The sequence below is a fragment of the Sphingomonas carotinifaciens genome (genome assembly GCF_009789535.1).
GTDB lineage: Bacteria > Pseudomonadota > Alphaproteobacteria > Sphingomonadales > Sphingomonadaceae > Sphingomonas > Sphingomonas carotinifaciens.
The window spans coordinates 858,408-875,971 of record NZ_WSUT01000005.1 but is presented as its reverse complement, the minus strand read 5'-3'; the positions used below and the strand labels follow the sequence as shown (position 1 = coordinate 875,971).

Genomic DNA, 17,564 nt, shown 5'->3' with positions numbered 1-17,564 from the left:
CACCTCGCTAGAGGAGCGGGAAACGCACGCTTCGCGGTGCTCAGCCGGCTGGCCGGCAGCGGCGTGCAGCATGAACTGGTCTACGGGTAGATCCGAGATCGCACGGCGCAGCCGCGGGTCTCTTTTTCATAACCTCCAGCGACCAAGCTCGATCGGTTTTCGATCGACCATATTCCTCCCACCAGCGGTAGTCGGTACGCCCGTCATCTGGATCGGCTAACATACATTTGCGGCCGGATAGACTTGGCCAGCACGGTTTCTAGGTCACGAGCTGAACTGAACGTAGCGACGCCGTGCGTCAGGGGCGCAGCAGAGCGACCTTCTGGAAAGCCAGCGCGATCTGCGAAAGCCGGTCACCATCGATCGAGTAGACGACATCGCGACCGTGCTTCTGGCTGCGTACTAGGCCCGCCGCCACGAGGGGCTGCAGATGATAGCTGACCAGGGTGCGCTGCATGCCTTCGTCTTCGGCGAGCGCCGTCGGACCACGCCCTGATGCTCCCGCCCGGACCAGCTGCCGGAACAGAGCGAGCCTCGTCGGATGACCAAGGGCGGCAAGGCCGAAGCAAAGAGATTTATCATCCATGCGCCAGATATATTTGGCGTTTTATAAAATGCAAAGGAAAGTATAAGGAAAAGTGCGACAAGAAATCTTGACGCATTTTTGATCAGGCCTATCTTTCGGCGGCGGGTCCATACCACCCGCGGTAGGTGGAGATCGTCACGATGGTGATGCAGCAGATCGATCTGGTAGGGTCCAAAACGGCGACCACGAAGCCGTGGCAGGACGTGATCAAGGCCCCCTTGAGCCGGTGGGACATCGATCCGCTGGAGGCGGACGCCGCTGACGACGAGGTGGTCGTGACGACCTGCCGCCGTCTCCTGCGCCTCTCCATCGCGGCGACCGAAGTGGGCGCGCGCTTCGCTCTGGACGGCATGGAGCATGATCCAGCGGCGTGGATGATGACTCCCCGCACGGTCTTCGATGACCGTTGCCCGATCGACGCGTGCCAGGATCTGGACGCCTTCAACCGCAACGTCGTCCTGCACGGTCTCGGTCTTGGCCTGGATGCCGATCCAAGCTACGTCGACGATCTTCTTTCGGACGACGACGCGGGCGACATCAATGACCCGCGGATGGATGATGTAGTCATCCCGTTTCCGTCGTCCCGAAAATTCAAGCTGTTGACCTGTTGGGTCGACGCCCAAGTGGGCGGCCGGCGGCTCCTCGCCTTCTGCGCGCTCGTGACCGACCGCGAAGACGATCTGGTGGAGCGAGTGGCCGATCGCTTCGGCACTTCGGCTGCTACGACTGCCAATTATCAAGTCGGCTTCGACCAGACCACGGCGCTGGCCACCGCCATGATCAGCCCCGCGATGGCGGACATGCTCCTGCTGGTAGCGCAGGATCCGTCCTCTTCCTTGGCTGCGGGGCTCGACGTGTGCCTGGAACAGCGTTTCGCCGCGTGAGGGCTCTCCGTTCCGACTTGATCGGCGTGCCGATCGAACCCGAAGTCATCGCGCGGGCGCTGGATCGGCACGATGACTATCGGGTCCTTCGCCGCATCAGGCGAATGGACCGGCGCCCGACCCGGATCGACAGGAGCAATTCGCTGGTCGGGGTGGCCATCGACGTCGAGACCACGGGGCTCGATCATTCACGACACGAGGTCATCGAACTCGCCATCCAAAGATTCCGTCTCGACGCCCAGTATCGGATCGTCGAGACTGGACGCCCGCGGACGTGGCTGGAGCAGCCGTCCGAGCCGATCCCGCCGGGCATCACCAGGGTCACGGGTCTTACGGACGCCGATGTGGCCGGACGGGCGATAGCCGACGGAGAGGCCGGCTGCATGATCCTGACGGCCGATTTCGTCGTCAGCCACAATGCGGCGTTCGATCGACCCTTCCTCGAGAAACGGCTTCCGATGGCGGCCGGGCGCCCTTGGGCCTGTACCCTGGCCGACGTCGAATGGAGGGAACTGGGCTACGAGGGACGGACGCTGTCAGCGCTGCTCTCCAGGATGGGATGGTTCTACGACGCCCACCGCGCCGAGGTCGACGTAACCGCTCTGCTGCATCTCCTATCCCACCCGCTCGACGAGTTCGGCGGCACGGTCGCGGGACGTATGATCGGCAATGCGAACAAGCCAACGTGGATCGTCGACGCGCAGGACGCGCCCTTCTCCGCTCGAGAAGTGCTGAAGGAACGCGGCTACCGCTGGGATGCTGCACGGCGTGTCTGGTCGGCGCAGGTCGCCGACGACCTCGCAAGGGACGAGGCGGATTGGGCGTCGTTGATGCTGTATGGCGGTCGGCGGAAACCAGAGATGCGCAGGGTCACGTGGATCGAACGCTACGCAGCCGGTTCTTGATGGCCTCAAGCGGGCTGCTCCGAATGCAACAGGGCCTTCAGACGGGCTTTCCGCTGTTCGTCGCCATCTTGATCGGCCGTTCCGCGAGCGATGCTGAAACACGAGGCGTTGCTAGGCCAGGGTAGGCTCGATCAGATCCCATCGATTGCCATAGAGATCCTCGAATACCGCCACGATGCCGTACGGTTCATGCCGTGGCCCTTCAACAAAGCGGACGCCCCGTTGCATGTAGGCGAGGTGATCACGCGCAAAATCATCCGTCTCCAGAAACAGGAACACTCGACCGCCGCTCTGATCGCCGATGGCATCACGCTGCCGTTTGCCAACGGCTCGTGCCAGTAGCAGTCCGTTGACCGCACCTTGCGGCGCGACCACGACCCATCTCTTTCCGTTTCCGAGGTAGGTGTCTTCACGCACCTCGAAGCCCAGTTTGTCGACGAAGAACCGAAGTGCGGAGTCATATTCGTCGACAAGAAGTGCAGTGAGGTTCAGGCGTTGAGGCATTCTATGACGCTGCCGCAATTCGGCGATTGCGACAACGCCCGCTCTCCTTTCGGACAGTGAGATAGGCGCGGTCGCACCGCCCTGGGCTTCGGAAGTGCGAGAGGTCTGCACGACGCCCAGTGATTCTGGAACAATCCGAATGGGTCTTGATATTAAATCGATCTAGGTAGAATTATGGCGCATGCCTCGTTCACGCGCTCTCTCTCCCCATGCCCGAACGGTCCTGTCCGTTCTCCTCGATGCCGGCGGCCAGTGGTCGCATGGCTATGAACTGGTTCGACTCGCCGGTGTGAAATCCGGCACGCTCTATCCGCTTTTGATCCGCCTCGAAGCACAGGGCTATCTCGAAGCGGAATGGCAGCAGCCGACCGAAGGGGGAAGGCCGCCACGGCACGCCTATCGCCTGACGGCGAGCGGCGTGCAGCTCGCCCGCGCCAATCCCCCCGAACCGTCGGTGGCTCCGGCGTCGCACGGCGGGCGGGCGACGATATGAGCATCGGTCTGCGCCGCGGTCTCACGACCCTTTCCTGCCGTATTCTTCAGGCCGTCCTGCCCCCCGCATTGCAGCCGTGGGGGTGGGCGGTTCGGTATGAAGCAGCCAGCATTCAGGACGACACCGAGGCACTCCTGTTCACCCTCGATAGCCTGAGCGGCCTCCTGCCGCGCGCGATCGCAGCACATCTGCTCCGTCCCTTTGCCGAAGGATTGACCATAATGAACCTTCTCGACGGCACGATGCGTCGCCCCCGCGCACTCGGCATTCTGTGCGCAATCGGTGCTGCCTTGCTGGGGATCGTCTATATGGTGATCGCCGGCGCACCGCTGCGCTATTTCGGGATCAACATCGGTGCATTGGGGATCGGCCTTTCGATGCTGGGGATGCTCGGTCACGCCGCGTCGGCAGACCGGCGCTGGGCCGACGCCGCCATCGTCACGATGGCAGGCGCGTTGCTGGCGACGGCGCTGCTCGGTGCCGAGGTCGATGGCGCGGCGCGCTGGGTGAACCTTGCGGGTCTGGCGATCCAACCGAGCCTGATCCTGCTGCCGGTGGTGCTAGTCGCCTTCGCACGCACCCGCAGCGCGACCGCGACGACAGGCATCGTCATCGCCGCTGTCGCGATGGCGCTTCAGCCGGACAGGGCGATGGCCGGAATGCTCGCGCTGTGTGTCGCCATCCTCACCGTTATCCGCCGGGATCGGCACACCGTCATCGCATTTGCAGCCGGCGTAGCCGGGTTCGCCGCAACGCTGATGCGTGCCGACACGCTTCCGGCCGCGTCCTATGTCGACCAGATCCTCTATTCCTCCTTCGACGTCCACGCGGGCGCTGGCCTCGCGGTATGGAGCGGGGCGGCCCTGATGCTTGTCCCGGGGTTCGTCGGTTTCAGCCGCGATCCTCACAATCGAGTGGTGTACGCCGCGTTCGGCGCGGCTTGGCTTGCCGCGATCGTCGCTGCGGCGCTCGGCAATTATCCGACCCCGGTCGTCGGCTACGGCGGCAGCGCGATCATCGGCTACGTGGTGAGCCTCTTCGCGCTGCCGAAGCTGACAGCCGTGCCTGCTCGGATGGGCGGGCGTACAGAAGATCTGGCGGATCGATCACCGTCTGACCCCGACCTCTTCGTCGCGCTGGCGTGATCTTCATGTCGAACCGCAGCAACAGGCTCCGCCGCGTGATCGCTTTTGCAGTGCGACGCCCCAACCGATACTGGCTGATCGCCGCACTGGTTGCGGCCCTGCTCTACTATGGGTGGGGTCAGCTCACGCAGCGCCGCGGTAATCAGGTGGTGGCGTTCCGTCCCGCCGCCCAGAGCTGCGGCAGCGATGGGCCGCTTCGCTACTGCATCTACCGCGACCAGCGCGGGACGAACGGCGATGTCCTCTACCATCTGCATGGCCGCAACCTCGACGAGCGCATCTGGAACGACGACACCTATCTCACCGCGATGGTGCAGGCCGAATGGCAGCGCGGCACCGCGTTACCGCCCACTGTCGTTGAACTGTCCTATGGCCCGACCTGGCTGCTGACCCCCAAAGGTGAGAAGGCCGACAGCGGCTTGCTGGACGACATGATGCACCGCCTGCCCTCGATCGAGGCGAAGGCGGGCCGTCCGCGCCGTCGCCTTTTGATGGGGGAGTCGATGGGCGGCCTCAATGTCCTGATCGCAGGTCTGTCGCATCCGTCGCGCTTCGCCAAGGTCGCGGCGCTTTGCCCCGGCGTCTACACGGTATCACCCTTCGCATCGTTCGCGGAAATACGCGCGACGACGAAGCGGACCGGTGCCGATCCCAGGATGATTCTCGGGGTATGGATGCTGGCGCGGAAATACGCGGCGAACGATGCGGAATGGCAACGCATCTCACCGCTGACCCTGATCGAGCGGGCGGGTCCGAACTACCCGGCGCTCTATCTCTCCAACGGTCTGTACGATGCCTATGGCAATTTCGAGGGTTCGCAGCGACTGGTCGACAGGGCACGTGCGCGAGGGATCAAGACGGAGTGGCACCCGCTCTATGGTGGACACTGTGCTACCGACGCCGCGTCGCTTAGCACCTTCCTTCTCTCGTAGGTCGCCGGCAGCCTCAAATGGCGAGAAGTGGGACTTTGCTGTCATTTCTGACGACTACGGCGAACGACTGCTTGCGGCAGGAGGAGACCTTCAGGCATTTACGGCACTGTAGCTTCACCCGGCGACCAGAATCCAGACCGGAGAACCATTTTCGCAGTGGAAGTGATTTCATGGGATTTGACGAAGACGCTGTTCACGAACTACTTTTCAAAGTTGGCCTTGAAACGGTCGTCGTTGACCCTGACCCGGCGCTCTTTGACGTTTCTCAGAGCAATGCACCCGAAGACGATTGGGGCGTGCCATTCGAGTTCTGGCGAGTGTTAAAGGCCAAGGCGCTCCGCCGAATACAGCGAATGCACAAACTTATACGGTACGGAACGTTCGCCGGCAGCAAGGTCAAGCTCCCAACTGACAAGACCAAGCCAATGGAGCTGGACCTTATCGGCACGCACGACGATGGGCTGTTCATCCTGGAGCTAAAGGTGAAGGCACCGGCGGAGCGTAATGCTTTTTCGGAACTTCTAGCGTACAGCAACTATGTAGCCGGCGCATTTGAGCTGTCAGGTCGCAAGGATATCATCAACGTACTGGCCGCCCCGCTGGCCGCGAAGATCACCACGCAAGCTTATCTATATGACCTGCTAGTCAACGAGCGCGATATCGTCGTCTATCAGCCGAAGTTTGACGGCGACGACATCGCGACTCTGTCACTAGAGTTGTTTGTGCCGAGCGATGAGACATTTCAAAGCGTCGCAAATCACCTGCTTTCGCATCAAGCAATGGGCTGCGCAGCCATTTCATTTCACAATGTCCCCGGCTGGATCGAGAGCGCGTCGTCGGGTGAGAACCCATCCACCTCCACCGTGGAATACCTCTCCGCCGTTAGCAGCTACGCCGCGCAACTTATGGAGGCCGAGGGTCTTCACGGCTTTTGCTTCATGCGCAAGCGCTGGGCAGAAATGGAAGCCTACTATGCCAACACGCTGTTCGTCTGCGCGCTCAACCCGTTTCTTTCTGCCGAGCCCGACCGCGCCGCGGCCTTGATCGGGCAGCTTGCGGAAGATCAGCGTTCGACATTCATTGAGACGCCGCGGATAGGTTTTGATGGGCGACTTAGCGACGTCGGCCAGCGCGCGTTGCGCCAAGCCATTACGAACCCGATCGAGACCGAGTTGTCCTTCCCCTTCTGGCACTCGATTGTGAACACGCCGGGGGAGGTCGTCTACACGCATAACATCGGATTTAGGCCGACCGGCCTGTTTCGGGAAGCCTATGTCGGGTATCTCGATGAGCTCTACCGGCAGATTTCCAACGGGGCCGATCTAGATGCTCCAACTCTCCGCATCGAAGCCATATCGAGCTGGTTCAGAGCATGGGAATTTATGGAATCATGCGGCTATGTCGGCGATGAGGACGATGACGATCGCGTCACGGACTGGACGGGGGAGCATGAAGAAGAATTCGAAGCGGACGTAGATTCTGATGATAATGTAGGGTATTTGGGGGAAGTCGAATGCGGTCCCTGTAATGGTACGGGTAACGGCATCGGCGTTGATCTCTATTCAGGCGAGCGTAATCGGTGTCGCGCTTGTGACGGTAAAGGTAGAATGTCGCGCTGGATTGAGAATTAGCGGCTGCGCGTGCCGCTACCGGCAAACCAACGGACGGCTCACGTTGGTCTGAGGAGGCTTATGCTCCAGCTTGTCCAAGGCATGTATTTCCGCGACGTGCCGCTCACAGACACGGTTCATCGCGGTATCCTCTATACCAACTTGCGCGCGTTTGGAGATCGCGAGCCGATCGATCTGCCATTCGGCCGGCTTCTGCCTTCGACCGCTATGCATGGTGTCGGGAGCATGACGATCGAGGCCCGCGAGCGATTGGAGGCCGAGACCGAATCCGGCAGCCCGGAAGTTCTCGTCGCGACCAGCGGCGAACAGCTCATCGACGAAATCGCCGCCGTGGTCTCGTTCTGCCTCAACGTAGTGTGTGTGCGCGATTTCGAGATGGCGCGCCGCCTGATCTCAACCTCCGATCGCCCGACGCATCAAAGATTCGGTTCCGTCAGCATCCTGCGCCAGACGTTCGACGCCACGATCGTGCTCAGCGACGAGAGCATCGCGGACCTCACCCAATTCTTCGAAAGCCTGACCGGCCTCCAGCGCAAGAGCTATGAAGCGGCGATCCGTGCAATCCGGCAAATCGTCGATGCCATGCTAATGGTCGACGAAGACGCGACGCTCGCCTACACGCTGATGGTCGCAGCGATGGAATCGCTTGGGCAGGCCACCAAGCCCAAGGCGGGCTCTTGGTCGGACTATGATCAGCAGAAGCGGGCACGTGTCGACGAGGCGACGAAGGGCCTTAGCGAAAAGCGCCGTGAGAAAATTCAGGGCGCGATCCTCGCGAACGAGCATAGCGCGCTCACGCGAAGGTTCGTGGCGTTCGTGCTCGAACATGTCGAGCCGAGCTTCTTCCGGGCCGAGGCGGTCAAAGCCCTGCGACCCATCACGGCGAACGAGCTGCCGACCGCGTTGCAGGAAGCCTACGGCATACGCTCCCGAAACGTGCATACGCTCCAGAACCTCGCGCCCGAAGTCTGGATGCAGTCGGATCGCGCCGATACCAGCCACGTCGAGGACACGGCGCTCCTGAGCCTCGAAGGACTGGCGCGCCTCTCACGCCACGTCGTGCGCCGCTTCGTCGAGCGCGCGCCGAAGGGGGTCGATAAGACGTTCAACTATCGGTCGGCGTTGCCGGGCATCATGCGCGCCCGATTGGCACCGCAGCTCTGGATACATGATGCCAATTTCTTCAGCTCCAAATCCGCGCCCGGATTTTTCGAGGGCACGATCTCCTATCTAATCGAGGGCATGTCCGGCCGCAGCGAAACCGGCCTCGTTCCAATGACCGCGGTTCTCGACAAGATCGAGAAGACGGCGCCCGGCCTCGCAAAATCAGAAGACCGGCTGCCCATGGCCGGGGTCATGGCGCTCTGGAATGCCTGTGCGCCCAAGGAACATCGCCGGAAGCTTAAACTACGATTGAAAAAGCAGTTCGACGAAGACTTGACGGCGCCGAGCATGGTCAGCTTTGCGCTGGCGATGGTGCTCGGCGCGGCCCTGCCTTGGTCTCTTGAGGACTATAAGGCTCTCGCAGCCAGCAGGCGTGAGGAGCTGCGCCGCAAGACACATCAGCCCCTGCCGAAACGGATCGACGCCGCGCTCTACATCCTCATTGCCGACCAGCTCCTCGCCATCGGCGACAAGGCCAGCGCGATGGTCGCGCTCGGCCAAGCCGTCGAGACGGTGCCGGGGCTAGCCGACCTCATAGACTTCGAGGCGGCACTCGAACGCGGCGACGATCCGACGCTGAACCTTCGGCCTTTCATTCTGGGCGAGGAGACCTTCGTCACGTGGGACAAGAAGGAGACGCCGGACGAGGTGCCCGCGAACGCGGGGGAAGCGACCGGATAGGGCGCCCGATCAGGCCAGTCTCGCTTCGCCTTCACCGCCGGTCTCGACGAGAAAGACGGAAATGCCATCATCGAAATCGGGCTCTGCCATTTCCTCCGGCGGGATGCCTCTGCCCTCGAAACCTGTCTCGGCGAAACCGGCGCCGGTGTCTGGGAGGAGACCGAGCGCACCATAGGCGTTCTGAAAACAGGCCAGCGCAGGATGCCCGCGCGGCCCCGTGATGTAGGTCTTCTTCGTGAAGCGCAGGGTTTTCATCGCCGTGAGCGTCAGCAGCTCCTCGACCGTTACATCGAAATGATTGTTCGGCGTGCCCGAGGCCAACGCCAGCGGCGTTGGTGGGATCAGGGCGACCCGACCGCGCAGCCATCCCGTGTCGTAGAGCATGTTGGCGATGAACGCGCCGGCGTCTTCGCCGCCCGCACTCCGCACGGGCTTGCGCGGCTCGGAATAGGTCCAGGGAAAGCCGCAGCAATAAGGGAGCGCAACGGCCTTGTGGCCGGCGTGCGGGGTCTTCTCGATCAATCCGTATCGCCCCGGATCGATGCCGGGTCGAAAATCGCGTTGCCCGGAGAGGAACCGAACCGTTCCCGGTCCTCGGCCCTTCAGCTCGAAGTCAGGCCAGTGCTCGTAGAGATACTCCTGATACTGATCAACCTTGCCGCCACCCGGCACGCCCTCGTCAACCATTTTGGCCTGCACAAGCACTGCACGGCGCGTGATCTCGATTGTCCCGCCGGGGTGGGTATTCTTATGCTCATGGACGATCAGAAGGTCGCCCAGCTCCGGCGCCTTCGGTCCATCGACCGGATGGACATAGTGCGCCTTGGGGGTCTGATGACAGAAAACGCCCGTCAGCCGCAGCGAGAGGCCCTTGCTGCGCAGGATCGGGGACCATTGCGTGCCAAGCTCGCGGATGCCCTCCGTCGTCATGGCATAGATGTGGTCGATCTCGTCCGGGGCGCCGCCCGACATGGCGAATGCGTGGGACCAGGCATGGTGGACCGAAATGCGGGCACCGCAGACGAGGGCATCGAACAGCGTGTCAGGTATCATGCGGCAGATATACCATATCGTCGGTAACGCTAGACCATTCGTTAAATGTCACGAGCCGTTCCCGGCCACCTTGAACGGAATGTCTTATCAGGGAGTTAGGTTTAATGGACAAGATGCTTTGAATAAGGAGCATTGTTGACCGTCAGCTTAATTTTGAGCGATCCGCGGCTTTTATCGGGACCGGACGTTCTCCGGAGCAGATGTGAACGACTGATCTTGGTCGACAACGGACTGGCAGATTTTAGGAGCGACAGTGGCGAAAGCAGCCGCTAGCGCGACGTCGTCGAAACACGTGCCGCGAGCGCGTGGCAGAACTGCGCGCCGCAGCAGAATAGGAGGCTGAACGTGGCCGATATTCCCTTTGGCAATCGTCGCGCCGACATCCTCAACCAAATGCCACAGCGCGACCGGCTCGCGTTCATCGCCGAAGGCCTGCCAATCATAGCCGCCAGCGCCCGCAACTTCTGGGATGCTGGTCGAAAGCTCGAGAATGGTTTGCGCGAGCAGAGCTTGCTCGAAGGCTTCGCGGTCGAAGAGGCGGCGAAGGCCCTGATCCTGATGGACCTTGTCCGCTGCCCGGCAAAGCACATCGCTCGGCGCGTGAAGCGGGTCGTGAACACCTTCTACGATCATCTTGGCCGCATGATCTATGCCGACGCCCAGGGCTGGAAGGTGAGCGATGTTACCGAGCTTCAGGGTTACATCGATCAGGAGCGGCAGGGTCACTACCTCGAGGGCTACGCCGGCGAGTACATCATGCCGAACTGGAAGCTCTACTCGCGCGAATCCACGATGTACGCGGACATCGAGGTTCATGAGGATGGGAAGCCGATTTGGTTGGCGCCGCGTGGCAGCGGCATGTCGCAAGCCATCTTCGGCGGTCCGCCGTTGCCCCTACTGTTGGTCGAAGCGATGAGCGCTCTCGGCATGTTCACGCCCAAGGGCGTGAAGATCGTCCATCAGGTTTGGCAGACGCTCGACTTCATCGACACCCAGCATTTCGACGATCACCGCCGCCTATTCCGGGAGGCGCTGGACAAGCTGGTCGCCGCTAATCTGCCCGGCGAGGATGCAACCGACGATCACGCCAGGCAGCTCAACAGCCACTGGCAGATGCCGATGTACAACTTGGAATTCAGTCGTCTTCGCGTCGAGTTGGAGGATATTAAGGCCGAACGCGACGCTGCGCTTTGGCACGAGATTGGCGGGTACGGCTGATCAAGCCGCGTCAAGTTTGCGCAACGCTTCGAGCGCCCGGCGGGCGTGGCGCGGTGTACCTGCCAGCCGCTTGAGCCGGGCGATGTCGCCCCGGTTGCCGTGCAGTTCGATGATCTGGAACGCCAGGCCGGGAGCACGTTCGCGATCATAGGCGTAGTGATGATGCGCGCCCTCATCTTCTCCGTCCAGGAAGCGCCGGGCCACATTCAACCACCGTGGCACGAACGCCTTTAGGATGCTCGGCTTCGGCGCATCGCGTTGCTCGCTCCAATCCTGCTCAAGCAGTGCATGCTCGACCTCGCTGAAGCAGCCCATGACCGCATTGACGGGCAGTTGATCGAGCCGAGCCCAGATTGCCTGTATCGCCGCGCTCGCAGCGCCGCCCTCCACCGCGTGCAGCAGGGCTCGCAGTTCGACCATCGCGAGCTCGACATCGGTCGCCGCTTGCTGCTCCGGTAGCGAAAGGTGATGGCGGCCGAGGAAGCGCGTCGCCACGGTAAACGCCCCCCATTCTTCCTGCGGGAAGCTGTTCCGGGGATTCGGGAGTTTCGCGAACTCCTGCATGGTGGCCGCATCCGCCGGGTCGCCGAACGACGCCACCTCTTGGATAATCCAGGTCAGGCTCGCACTTTGCCGCGCACCATCCGACCGAGCCGCCCGCCGCATCAGCGTGCGCCGGTCCTTTGGTGTCAGCGCTTCGAAAGCATCGCCGTAGATCCAATCATAGGGATGATCGAACATTGCGATGCTGGTGCTGAGCGCGAGGTTGAGCGTCAGGTCATCTTCGTCGGCGTTGATCGCGCGCACGAACTCCGCCTCGATCCCTTCTCGCGCGCCTTCGGCTGAGTCCTCAAGGGCGTCGAGGAACTTCAGAGCATCGATGATCGCGGTGCTGATCCAGAGGCTTTCCCGGTTCGCGTCGATCGCCTCGATGGCCTCGACAAGCGCCGCGACCTTGTCCTGGCTGGCCCGTCCTACAAATGGCGCGGTCTCGAGAATGGAGAGCTTCACATGGTAGGGCTCGAGGCGAAACCGCTCCGTCACCACCTTGGCCAGGGCCTCGGCGACCGCATCGAGATCGCTGTCGTCGTGGAACATGCGCCGACGATCGAGATAGAAGTTGAGTTGCCCGGAGGTGAGCGACATCATGTCACGCGGCGGGTTCTGAAGGACAGGATCAACGATGCTGAAAACCCCGCTCATCGCGAGCCGGCTGATCTTGGTGAATCCGGTCTCCTGCCCGATTCCGTAATAGGCAAGACTGAAGGCATCGCTCCTGAGCGTTCTGATGCCGGCCGCCGTCGCCGCGTCGAAAAGCCGGTGCCGCTCCTCGTACAGCGCAGCGTCCATCAGCGCGCAGAGCACAAAATAGCGCTTGATGCGGTGGCCCGTCCCGACATCCCGGGCGAGGGCGCTGATCCGCGCGGCCTCTTGGTCCGACCACTCGCGCACCGTGCCCGGTTCCCATCCGATCGAAACCCGCTCGCCCGAAACGATTGCCAGCCGAAGGCCCGCGATCTCCGCTTCCAGATCGTCCTCGGTCTCCGACAGAAGCCGATCCGCAACAGCGGCAGCGATCGGGCCCGCAAGGCCCCGCGCGGCTTCATGGATGAGCCCGGAATCGCTGGTCGACCGCAAGACGATATCGACCACCTGCGAATCTTCGATCACAGACACGACGTCGGTAGCGATCGGCTCCAGCACCGGGAGGGAGAGGAGGATTGCCAATTTTTCCCCGGCCTGCGCCGCGATCTGCGCGAACGCAAAGGCGGCGCACGCGTGAAGGAGAATTTCGTGCGCAAATGAGACCCGTCCGCCGTGCCGGGTAAGGATCTGCGCGGCGAAGAGCGCGTCAACTTCAGCCCCCGCCAAGCCGTGTGCCAGCATGGCCTCGTCAAAGACCGTCTCATTCATCGAGAAGCTAATCGTCTCGATCAGGGTCTTCGCGAACCGGCGGAGCCCGGTCGATCCAGCGCGCTGATCGGCACCCAGACGTTTTCGGATGAGCTGGTCAACGAGCAACTGCCGCGATGCATCGGCGGTCGCATCCGAACCGATCTCGGCAACGATCGCTGCCTCGAAGCCGCTGGCGACCCCCTTCAGAACGGCTCGCATTCCGGCACCGAGTGCCGGCAACCGGGCAGTTGCGATCCTCTCCTTTAGTTCGACACTTGGCGGGGAAATCGCGATCCTCTGCAATCCCGCCAGTTGCTCCGGCTGTGCCGACTGTCCAGTGGCGATGACGCGTGCGTCGAGACGTCGCGCCAGCGCTCGAAGGCCGCGAAAGGCGGCCTCCCGCGAAGGGCCGAGCTCGTTCACACCGTCGAGTACGATCCGCACCGGAGTGCCCGTCACCCTGATCGCGCCGAAGAGCTGCTGGACGCTGGACTCAAGGACGAGTGACAACTCGCGCCTGAGCAGCCTCGCCCACGACCCATCGAAGTCCTTCGCCGCAAGGAAGAGCACGCATTCGCCGGAACGCGAAAGGTGACTTCCCAGCCACCGCGACGCCAGCGTCTTGCCGCAGCCCGACGGCCCTTCGAGATAGCAGCCCGGCGCGCCGTCGAGCCCCGCGAGCAGATCGGCGCGCTGCGCCTTGTCTTCAGCCAGCCATCGCTCGCCGTCGCGCCCGAGCTTCGTTGTCAAATGATCCCGATACTCGCGAATGAGATCAAAGTGTGGCGCCGCCTCTGCACCACCCTGGATTTCCGCGACGGAAGCGGATCGAAGTGACAGGCTGGCCGCAAATTCGCGCCACTCCTTTGCCGACCAGGGATTGCCGCGGTCACCTTGCCCGTCGGCATCAAACGCCACCAGTTCGGTTACCTCCGCCTTCTTGTCGCCCTGCGTCAGCGCCGAACCGTCGGGCAACGGTCTCGCGAAGACCACCGCCGCGTCCGGATAGAAGTCGCCCGTCGCCCGGTGTGCGCCCATGGCATCGCGCAGCCGGTTCTTCTGGCTGACCACTTGTTGGTAGCCGTTGCGGTAATGGCGCCACTCGCCGGACACCTGCCTCCTGCCCCAATCGCCATCGATTGCGCCACGAACTGGCAGGCGCGAGGCCTTCACCTCAACCACCATCACGCGATTCTCGGTGATGAAAACGCAATCGATCTGGCGCCCTCGAATCTGAAAGTTCGCCAGCACGACGAACGGGCTGCCCGCTGCCGTCAGCGCCGCATGAACATGCTCGATGACGCGGCGTTCGGACCACTCCTCGACCGTCGCGCCGATGTAGATTTCCCCAAGCTCGTCTTTCGCGGCCATGACGCCGTACATAGCAGCGCGATAGGCCATTCGAGAATGCCTAGCCCCGCTGGAATGGAGAGCCCGACATCAATATCTCCACTACGGCGTATTCGTGGGCATGGAGGAGCTTGCGAATGCCCCGCGCAACTAGGGCCTGATCGTCGGTCGGCCCGATGCGTACGGACTGAATCGGCAGCTTCGGGATCTTGCCGTGCCGTTCCATGTTACGGAAATGGAGGTTCTTCGACGACAGGTAGGGAACGATGCGTCCCGCACGTTCGCGGAAAAGAGGTTCCGGATGCTCAGGGTGCCAGCCAGGCCAACTCCGGCTGTAGTCATGCGCGGTATATGTGAACCGCACCTCCTGCTCGGACTTGAACGCCGCATTCTTGCTCGAGATGATATACCGCCAGAGTCCGAAGTAGAGACTGCGAGCACAGATTTCGCGCTCTTCGTCGGGTGGAATGGGCTGCCCTTTCTTAACTGGACGGGGATCGTCCACGTCCTGCGCAAACGCCTCCGCATACGCGCCAATGACCTGATCGAAGATCCATGCTTGTTCCTCAAGTTCGTAGCGGACCTGATGGATCATCCCCTCACTGGTATAGCCGAACATGAAGGGGTTGTTCTCGAACTCGATCGCGACCGGAGCTTCGCCCTGCCCATAGCCACGCCACTGCGCCAGATCGTCTCCGACGGTCGAGAAGCAGGCGACATATACATCGGGGTTTGGCTCGACCCCGAAATGCTTCAACGCGTCGTTGAGCATCGCCGCGACCTCGCCGCGCTTCGATGCGGAGATGGCTGCCGTTAGCCGCTTGCATGCAACGTCACGGCCATGGTCGATTTCAAGCCGATCGTTCAGGAAAGTCGCATCGCTGAGCCACAGCTCGTTGTTGCGAACAATCGAGATCAGCGCCGCGGTGGAGGTATAGTGGAAGAGGGAGCTGGGGATCGGGCCTGAGTGGAAACGCTTGATGATTGCATCACCAGCGTCGCGATTGGCGCTGAACCAACGCGACATATTTTCCCCACCGGGTTTATCCCCGAACACCAGTCCTGCCATTGATACCTCTCTTGTTATTCGGCGCGGGGCTGCTCGTCCCGCGCCTCCAGATGCTACAGATCTTCGATGTTGACTTCGAGCGGCTCACCCGTCGAGTTCGGTAACGGGGCATGGACAGTTACGCGCCACGCCGTCGCGGCACCATGAGGCTGTTCAGATGGCTGAGGGGGCGGCGGGAGGCTTCGCCTTCGCTCACCGCCGTGTCGACGGCCGGCACCTCTAGCCAAGCCCCCGGCCGCGTCGGCGCACCGAAGCTCAAGGATAGCGGGTTCGTCCGGATCCGGGAAGCGGAGGCTTTCGCGCCGCTGGTCGACTGACCGTGGTCGGGTCCGGCGCGGCCGAAAGAACCTAGGCTCGGCCGCCGTCGGTGATGAGGCTCGTCCCATCGGAATCGCGCGCATCTCGGTCCCGGGGCTCGTCGACGATCAGCGAGCCTCCGGTGCCTTCGAGGAAATGCATCATGTCGCCAGTTGCGAGGATATGCTGCTCGACACTTAGTCTTTCGAGAGTGTCGAAATATCGCTCGCGAAGATCGTGGGCATCGCCGCCATGGACGGCCGACAGGAAACGGGCGGGGCCGAGATAGACCTCCCGACGCTTGCCATTATAATCGTCGCTTACAACCGGGCGGCTGGCGACGAGGCCGATCACCCGTCCGTCGAGCACCGCGGATCCATACCCCAGATGCTGATCGAATTTTCGACCTGTGGTTTCGGTCGGAACGTAATCGAGCCTGAGTGCGCGAGCGCACGACAGAGCGTCGAGCATGACGAGTGGGCCAATCACTGAAGACATGGACGCAATGCTCATCTCGACAGGCGCCACCCCCTCGTAAGCGGCGATCGCCTGCAGTGCCGCGAGATTGTGCCTGGTCTGGATCCAGGATGCCCTGTCCCGCTCGGATACGTTCGTCTTGATGAAGCCGAGGTCGATCGTTCCCGACGCCTCGATCAGTGCGAGGCTGACCAGATCGTCGGCAGCGGCGGTCCGCAGAAACGCGAAGAGGTCGATGTCGGCGAGCGAGGTGATCCGGTCACGCGGGAGCACCGCGTCGATCGCGATGCGACCCTTCGGATCGCACAGAAGGTCGAAGCATCCCGCTGTGACCCGCACCTTGTAGCGTTTCGAGAGGGGCGATCTTGCGTGATAGATCTTGGCGGGGACGATGAGGCTCTCCCCGTCCTGCGTTCGCAGACGCAACTTCCCGTCGCAGCCTGACGGCGTCATCGAAAGCCGCACGCCCTGATAGGTAAGGCGCGGCTTGCTCGCCTCGATCCCGAACCTTTTGCTCGTGATCGTGATATTCTCGACGTCGATGCCGTCGAGCAAGCCGAGCTGGAGATCCATCAGGCGGTCCTCGGTGACGTGAGGCCCGCTCAGGTGCATGGTGTCGCGCAAGGGACCGTAGCCGATCGTGTTGCGAAGCTGGGTCTTCTGCTCGGTATAATCGCTGCCGACCGCCTCGATCTCACTTCTGATCCAGGCCAGCACATCCGGACGCCGGTTCTCCTCGCCAAACGGGAAGGTGATCGAGCTGTGGTTGAGCCTCGTAATGCCGTCGCGGTCGGCCTCACGCGCGGCGAGGAGCACGCGGCCGATCTCGCGTTTCCACAGATGGATGCCGTAAACGGTCTCCGACCCTTCCTGCTCGAGCACATAGACGACAATGAAGGCGGGGAGGGGGGAGCGGATGAGGTGAAGCGCGTTTTGAAGCGTGATCGACCAGTTCCTGATCGCACCAGCTGTCGTCTTGATCTGCACCAGCGCGCAAGGACCGGCCTCGCGCTCGTCGTGCATCAGGACGGCTGAAGGGCGCTCCGGAAACTGGACAATGAAGTCCCAGCCATAATCGTCTTCGGCGACCTTGCTGCAGGTGATCTTTCGTCTGGAGCACAGAAGATCGAACGCCTTCTCACCGACCCGCCCCGTCCACCGAACATCTTTCAAGCCGTCATCCATGATGAAGGTCTATCGGTGCCGTTCCTGATCGCCAAGGGTTGGTCGGACCCGCTACTTTGGTGGTGCCCGTCGCTACATTTCGCGCTATGGGATG

Annotated in this window: 14 protein-coding genes; 8 read left to right on the top strand and 6 right to left on the bottom strand. The window is 62.2% G+C overall.

All coding sequences use genetic code 11. The features are described from left to right. Window positions 1–298 precede the first annotated feature (298 nt). Complete coding sequence (locus GQR91_RS06070; protein ID WP_149682760.1) at window positions 299–586, bottom strand: ArsR/SmtB family transcription factor; 288 nt, start codon at window positions 584–586, stop codon at window positions 299–301. A gap of 140 nt (window positions 587–726) precedes the next feature. On the opposite strand from GQR91_RS06070, the gene GQR91_RS19295 reads away from it, so the two are divergent. Beyond that, window positions 727–1,470: a hypothetical protein gene (locus GQR91_RS19295; protein ID WP_183961234.1), complete on the top strand. Its 744-nt coding sequence runs from the start codon at window positions 727–729 to the stop codon at window positions 1,468–1,470. A 26-nt stretch (window positions 1,471–1,496) separates the two neighbouring features. Continuing rightward, a complete protein-coding gene (locus GQR91_RS06060; RefSeq protein ID WP_235904084.1) occupies window positions 1,497–2,375 on the top strand; it encodes a 3'-5' exonuclease in 879 nt (292 codons plus the stop codon). A 111-nt stretch (window positions 2,376–2,486) separates the two neighbouring features. Here GQR91_RS06060 and GQR91_RS06055 read toward each other — a convergent pair whose 3' ends face one another. After that, complete coding sequence (locus GQR91_RS06055; RefSeq protein ID WP_149682758.1) at window positions 2,487–2,879, bottom strand: VOC family protein; 393 nt, start codon at window positions 2,877–2,879, stop codon at window positions 2,487–2,489. A gap of 181 nt (window positions 2,880–3,060) precedes the next feature. Here GQR91_RS06055 and GQR91_RS06050 point away from each other — a divergent pair, with 181 nt between their 5' ends. From GQR91_RS06050 to GQR91_RS06030, 5 genes are all read left to right on the top strand, one after another. Continuing rightward, the gene (locus GQR91_RS06050; protein WP_149682757.1) at window positions 3,061–3,372 is read left to right on the top strand and encodes a PadR family transcriptional regulator; all 312 of its coding nucleotides are present in this window, start codon (window positions 3,061–3,063) and stop codon (window positions 3,370–3,372) included. Continuing rightward, window positions 3,369–4,517 (top strand): hypothetical protein, encoded by a 1,149-nt coding sequence (locus GQR91_RS06045; RefSeq protein WP_149682756.1) that lies wholly within the window; start codon window positions 3,369–3,371, stop codon window positions 4,515–4,517. The genes GQR91_RS06050 and GQR91_RS06045 overlap by 4 nt, the downstream gene beginning before the upstream one ends. A gap of 5 nt (window positions 4,518–4,522) precedes the next feature. Further along, entirely contained in the window at window positions 4,523–5,449 is a 927-nt protein-coding gene (locus tag GQR91_RS06040) for an alpha/beta hydrolase-fold protein (protein WP_149682755.1), read from the top strand. A 170-nt stretch (window positions 5,450–5,619) separates the two neighbouring features. Beyond that, window positions 5,620–7,080 carry a hypothetical protein gene (locus GQR91_RS06035; protein WP_149682754.1) on the top strand — a complete coding sequence of 487 codons (1,461 nt, stop codon included), beginning with the start codon at window positions 5,620–5,622 and terminating at the stop codon, window positions 7,078–7,080. Between the two features lie 60 nt (window positions 7,081–7,140). After that, window positions 7,141–8,925: a hypothetical protein gene (locus tag GQR91_RS06030; RefSeq protein WP_149682753.1), complete on the top strand. Its 1,785-nt coding sequence runs from the start codon at window positions 7,141–7,143 to the stop codon at window positions 8,923–8,925. Window positions 8,926–8,934: 9 nt separating this feature from the next. On the opposite strand, the gene GQR91_RS06025 is transcribed toward GQR91_RS06030, so the two are convergent. Continuing rightward, complete coding sequence (locus GQR91_RS06025; RefSeq protein WP_149682752.1) at window positions 8,935–9,978, bottom strand: hypothetical protein; 1,044 nt, start codon at window positions 9,976–9,978, stop codon at window positions 8,935–8,937. 345 nt (window positions 9,979–10,323) lie between these two features. Here GQR91_RS06025 and GQR91_RS06020 point away from each other — a divergent pair, with 345 nt between their 5' ends. Beyond that, window positions 10,324–11,196 carry a hypothetical protein gene (locus GQR91_RS06020; RefSeq protein WP_149682751.1) on the top strand — a complete coding sequence of 291 codons (873 nt, stop codon included), beginning with the start codon at window positions 10,324–10,326 and terminating at the stop codon, window positions 11,194–11,196. Here the strand turns inward: GQR91_RS06020 and GQR91_RS06015 are convergent, their stop codons facing one another. From GQR91_RS06015 to GQR91_RS06005, 3 genes are all read right to left on the bottom strand, one after another. Further along, the gene (locus GQR91_RS06015) at window positions 11,197–14,493 is read right to left on the bottom strand and encodes an NERD domain-containing protein (protein ID WP_149682750.1); all 3,297 of its coding nucleotides are present in this window, start codon (window positions 14,491–14,493) and stop codon (window positions 11,197–11,199) included. 10 nt (window positions 14,494–14,503) lie between these two features. After that, window positions 14,504–15,511, bottom strand: coding sequence for a DUF2971 domain-containing protein (locus GQR91_RS06010; protein ID WP_149682749.1), 1,008 nt, complete (start codon window positions 15,509–15,511; stop codon window positions 14,504–14,506). Between the two features lie 348 nt (window positions 15,512–15,859). Beyond that, the gene (locus GQR91_RS06005; protein ID WP_149682748.1) at window positions 15,860–17,470 is read right to left on the bottom strand and encodes a hypothetical protein; all 1,611 of its coding nucleotides are present in this window, start codon (window positions 17,468–17,470) and stop codon (window positions 15,860–15,862) included. Window positions 17,471–17,564 lie beyond the last annotated feature (94 nt).

What these genes read in the sequence shown, in the direction of transcription:
- GQR91_RS06015 (WP_149682750.1), bottom strand. Translation starts at nt 14,493, where the DNA reads ATGGCCTATCGCGCTGCTATGTACGGCGTCATGGCCGCGAAAGACGAG.
- GQR91_RS06070 (WP_149682760.1), bottom strand. Translation starts at nt 586, where the DNA reads ATGGATGATAAATCTCTTTGCTTCGGCCTTGCCGCCCTTGGTCATCCG.
- GQR91_RS06055 (WP_149682758.1), bottom strand. Translation starts at nt 2,879, where the DNA reads ATGCCTCAACGCCTGAACCTCACTGCACTTCTTGTCGACGAATATGAC.
- GQR91_RS06045 (WP_149682756.1), top strand. Translation starts at nt 3,369, where the DNA reads ATGAGCATCGGTCTGCGCCGCGGTCTCACGACCCTTTCCTGCCGTATT.
- GQR91_RS06025 (WP_149682752.1), bottom strand. Translation starts at nt 9,978, where the DNA reads ATGATACCTGACACGCTGTTCGATGCCCTCGTCTGCGGTGCCCGCATT.
- GQR91_RS06040 (WP_149682755.1), top strand. Translation starts at nt 4,523, where the DNA reads ATGTCGAACCGCAGCAACAGGCTCCGCCGCGTGATCGCTTTTGCAGTG.
- GQR91_RS06010 (WP_149682749.1), bottom strand. Translation starts at nt 15,511, where the DNA reads ATGGCAGGACTGGTGTTCGGGGATAAACCCGGTGGGGAAAATATGTCG.
- GQR91_RS06035 (WP_149682754.1), top strand. Translation starts at nt 5,620, where the DNA reads ATGGGATTTGACGAAGACGCTGTTCACGAACTACTTTTCAAAGTTGGC.
- GQR91_RS19295 (WP_183961234.1), top strand. Translation starts at nt 727, where the DNA reads ATGGTGATGCAGCAGATCGATCTGGTAGGGTCCAAAACGGCGACCACG.
- GQR91_RS06050 (WP_149682757.1), top strand. Translation starts at nt 3,061, where the DNA reads ATGCCTCGTTCACGCGCTCTCTCTCCCCATGCCCGAACGGTCCTGTCC.
- GQR91_RS06030 (WP_149682753.1), top strand. Translation starts at nt 7,141, where the DNA reads ATGCTCCAGCTTGTCCAAGGCATGTATTTCCGCGACGTGCCGCTCACA.
- GQR91_RS06005 (WP_149682748.1), bottom strand. Translation starts at nt 17,470, where the DNA reads ATGGATGACGGCTTGAAAGATGTTCGGTGGACGGGGCGGGTCGGTGAG.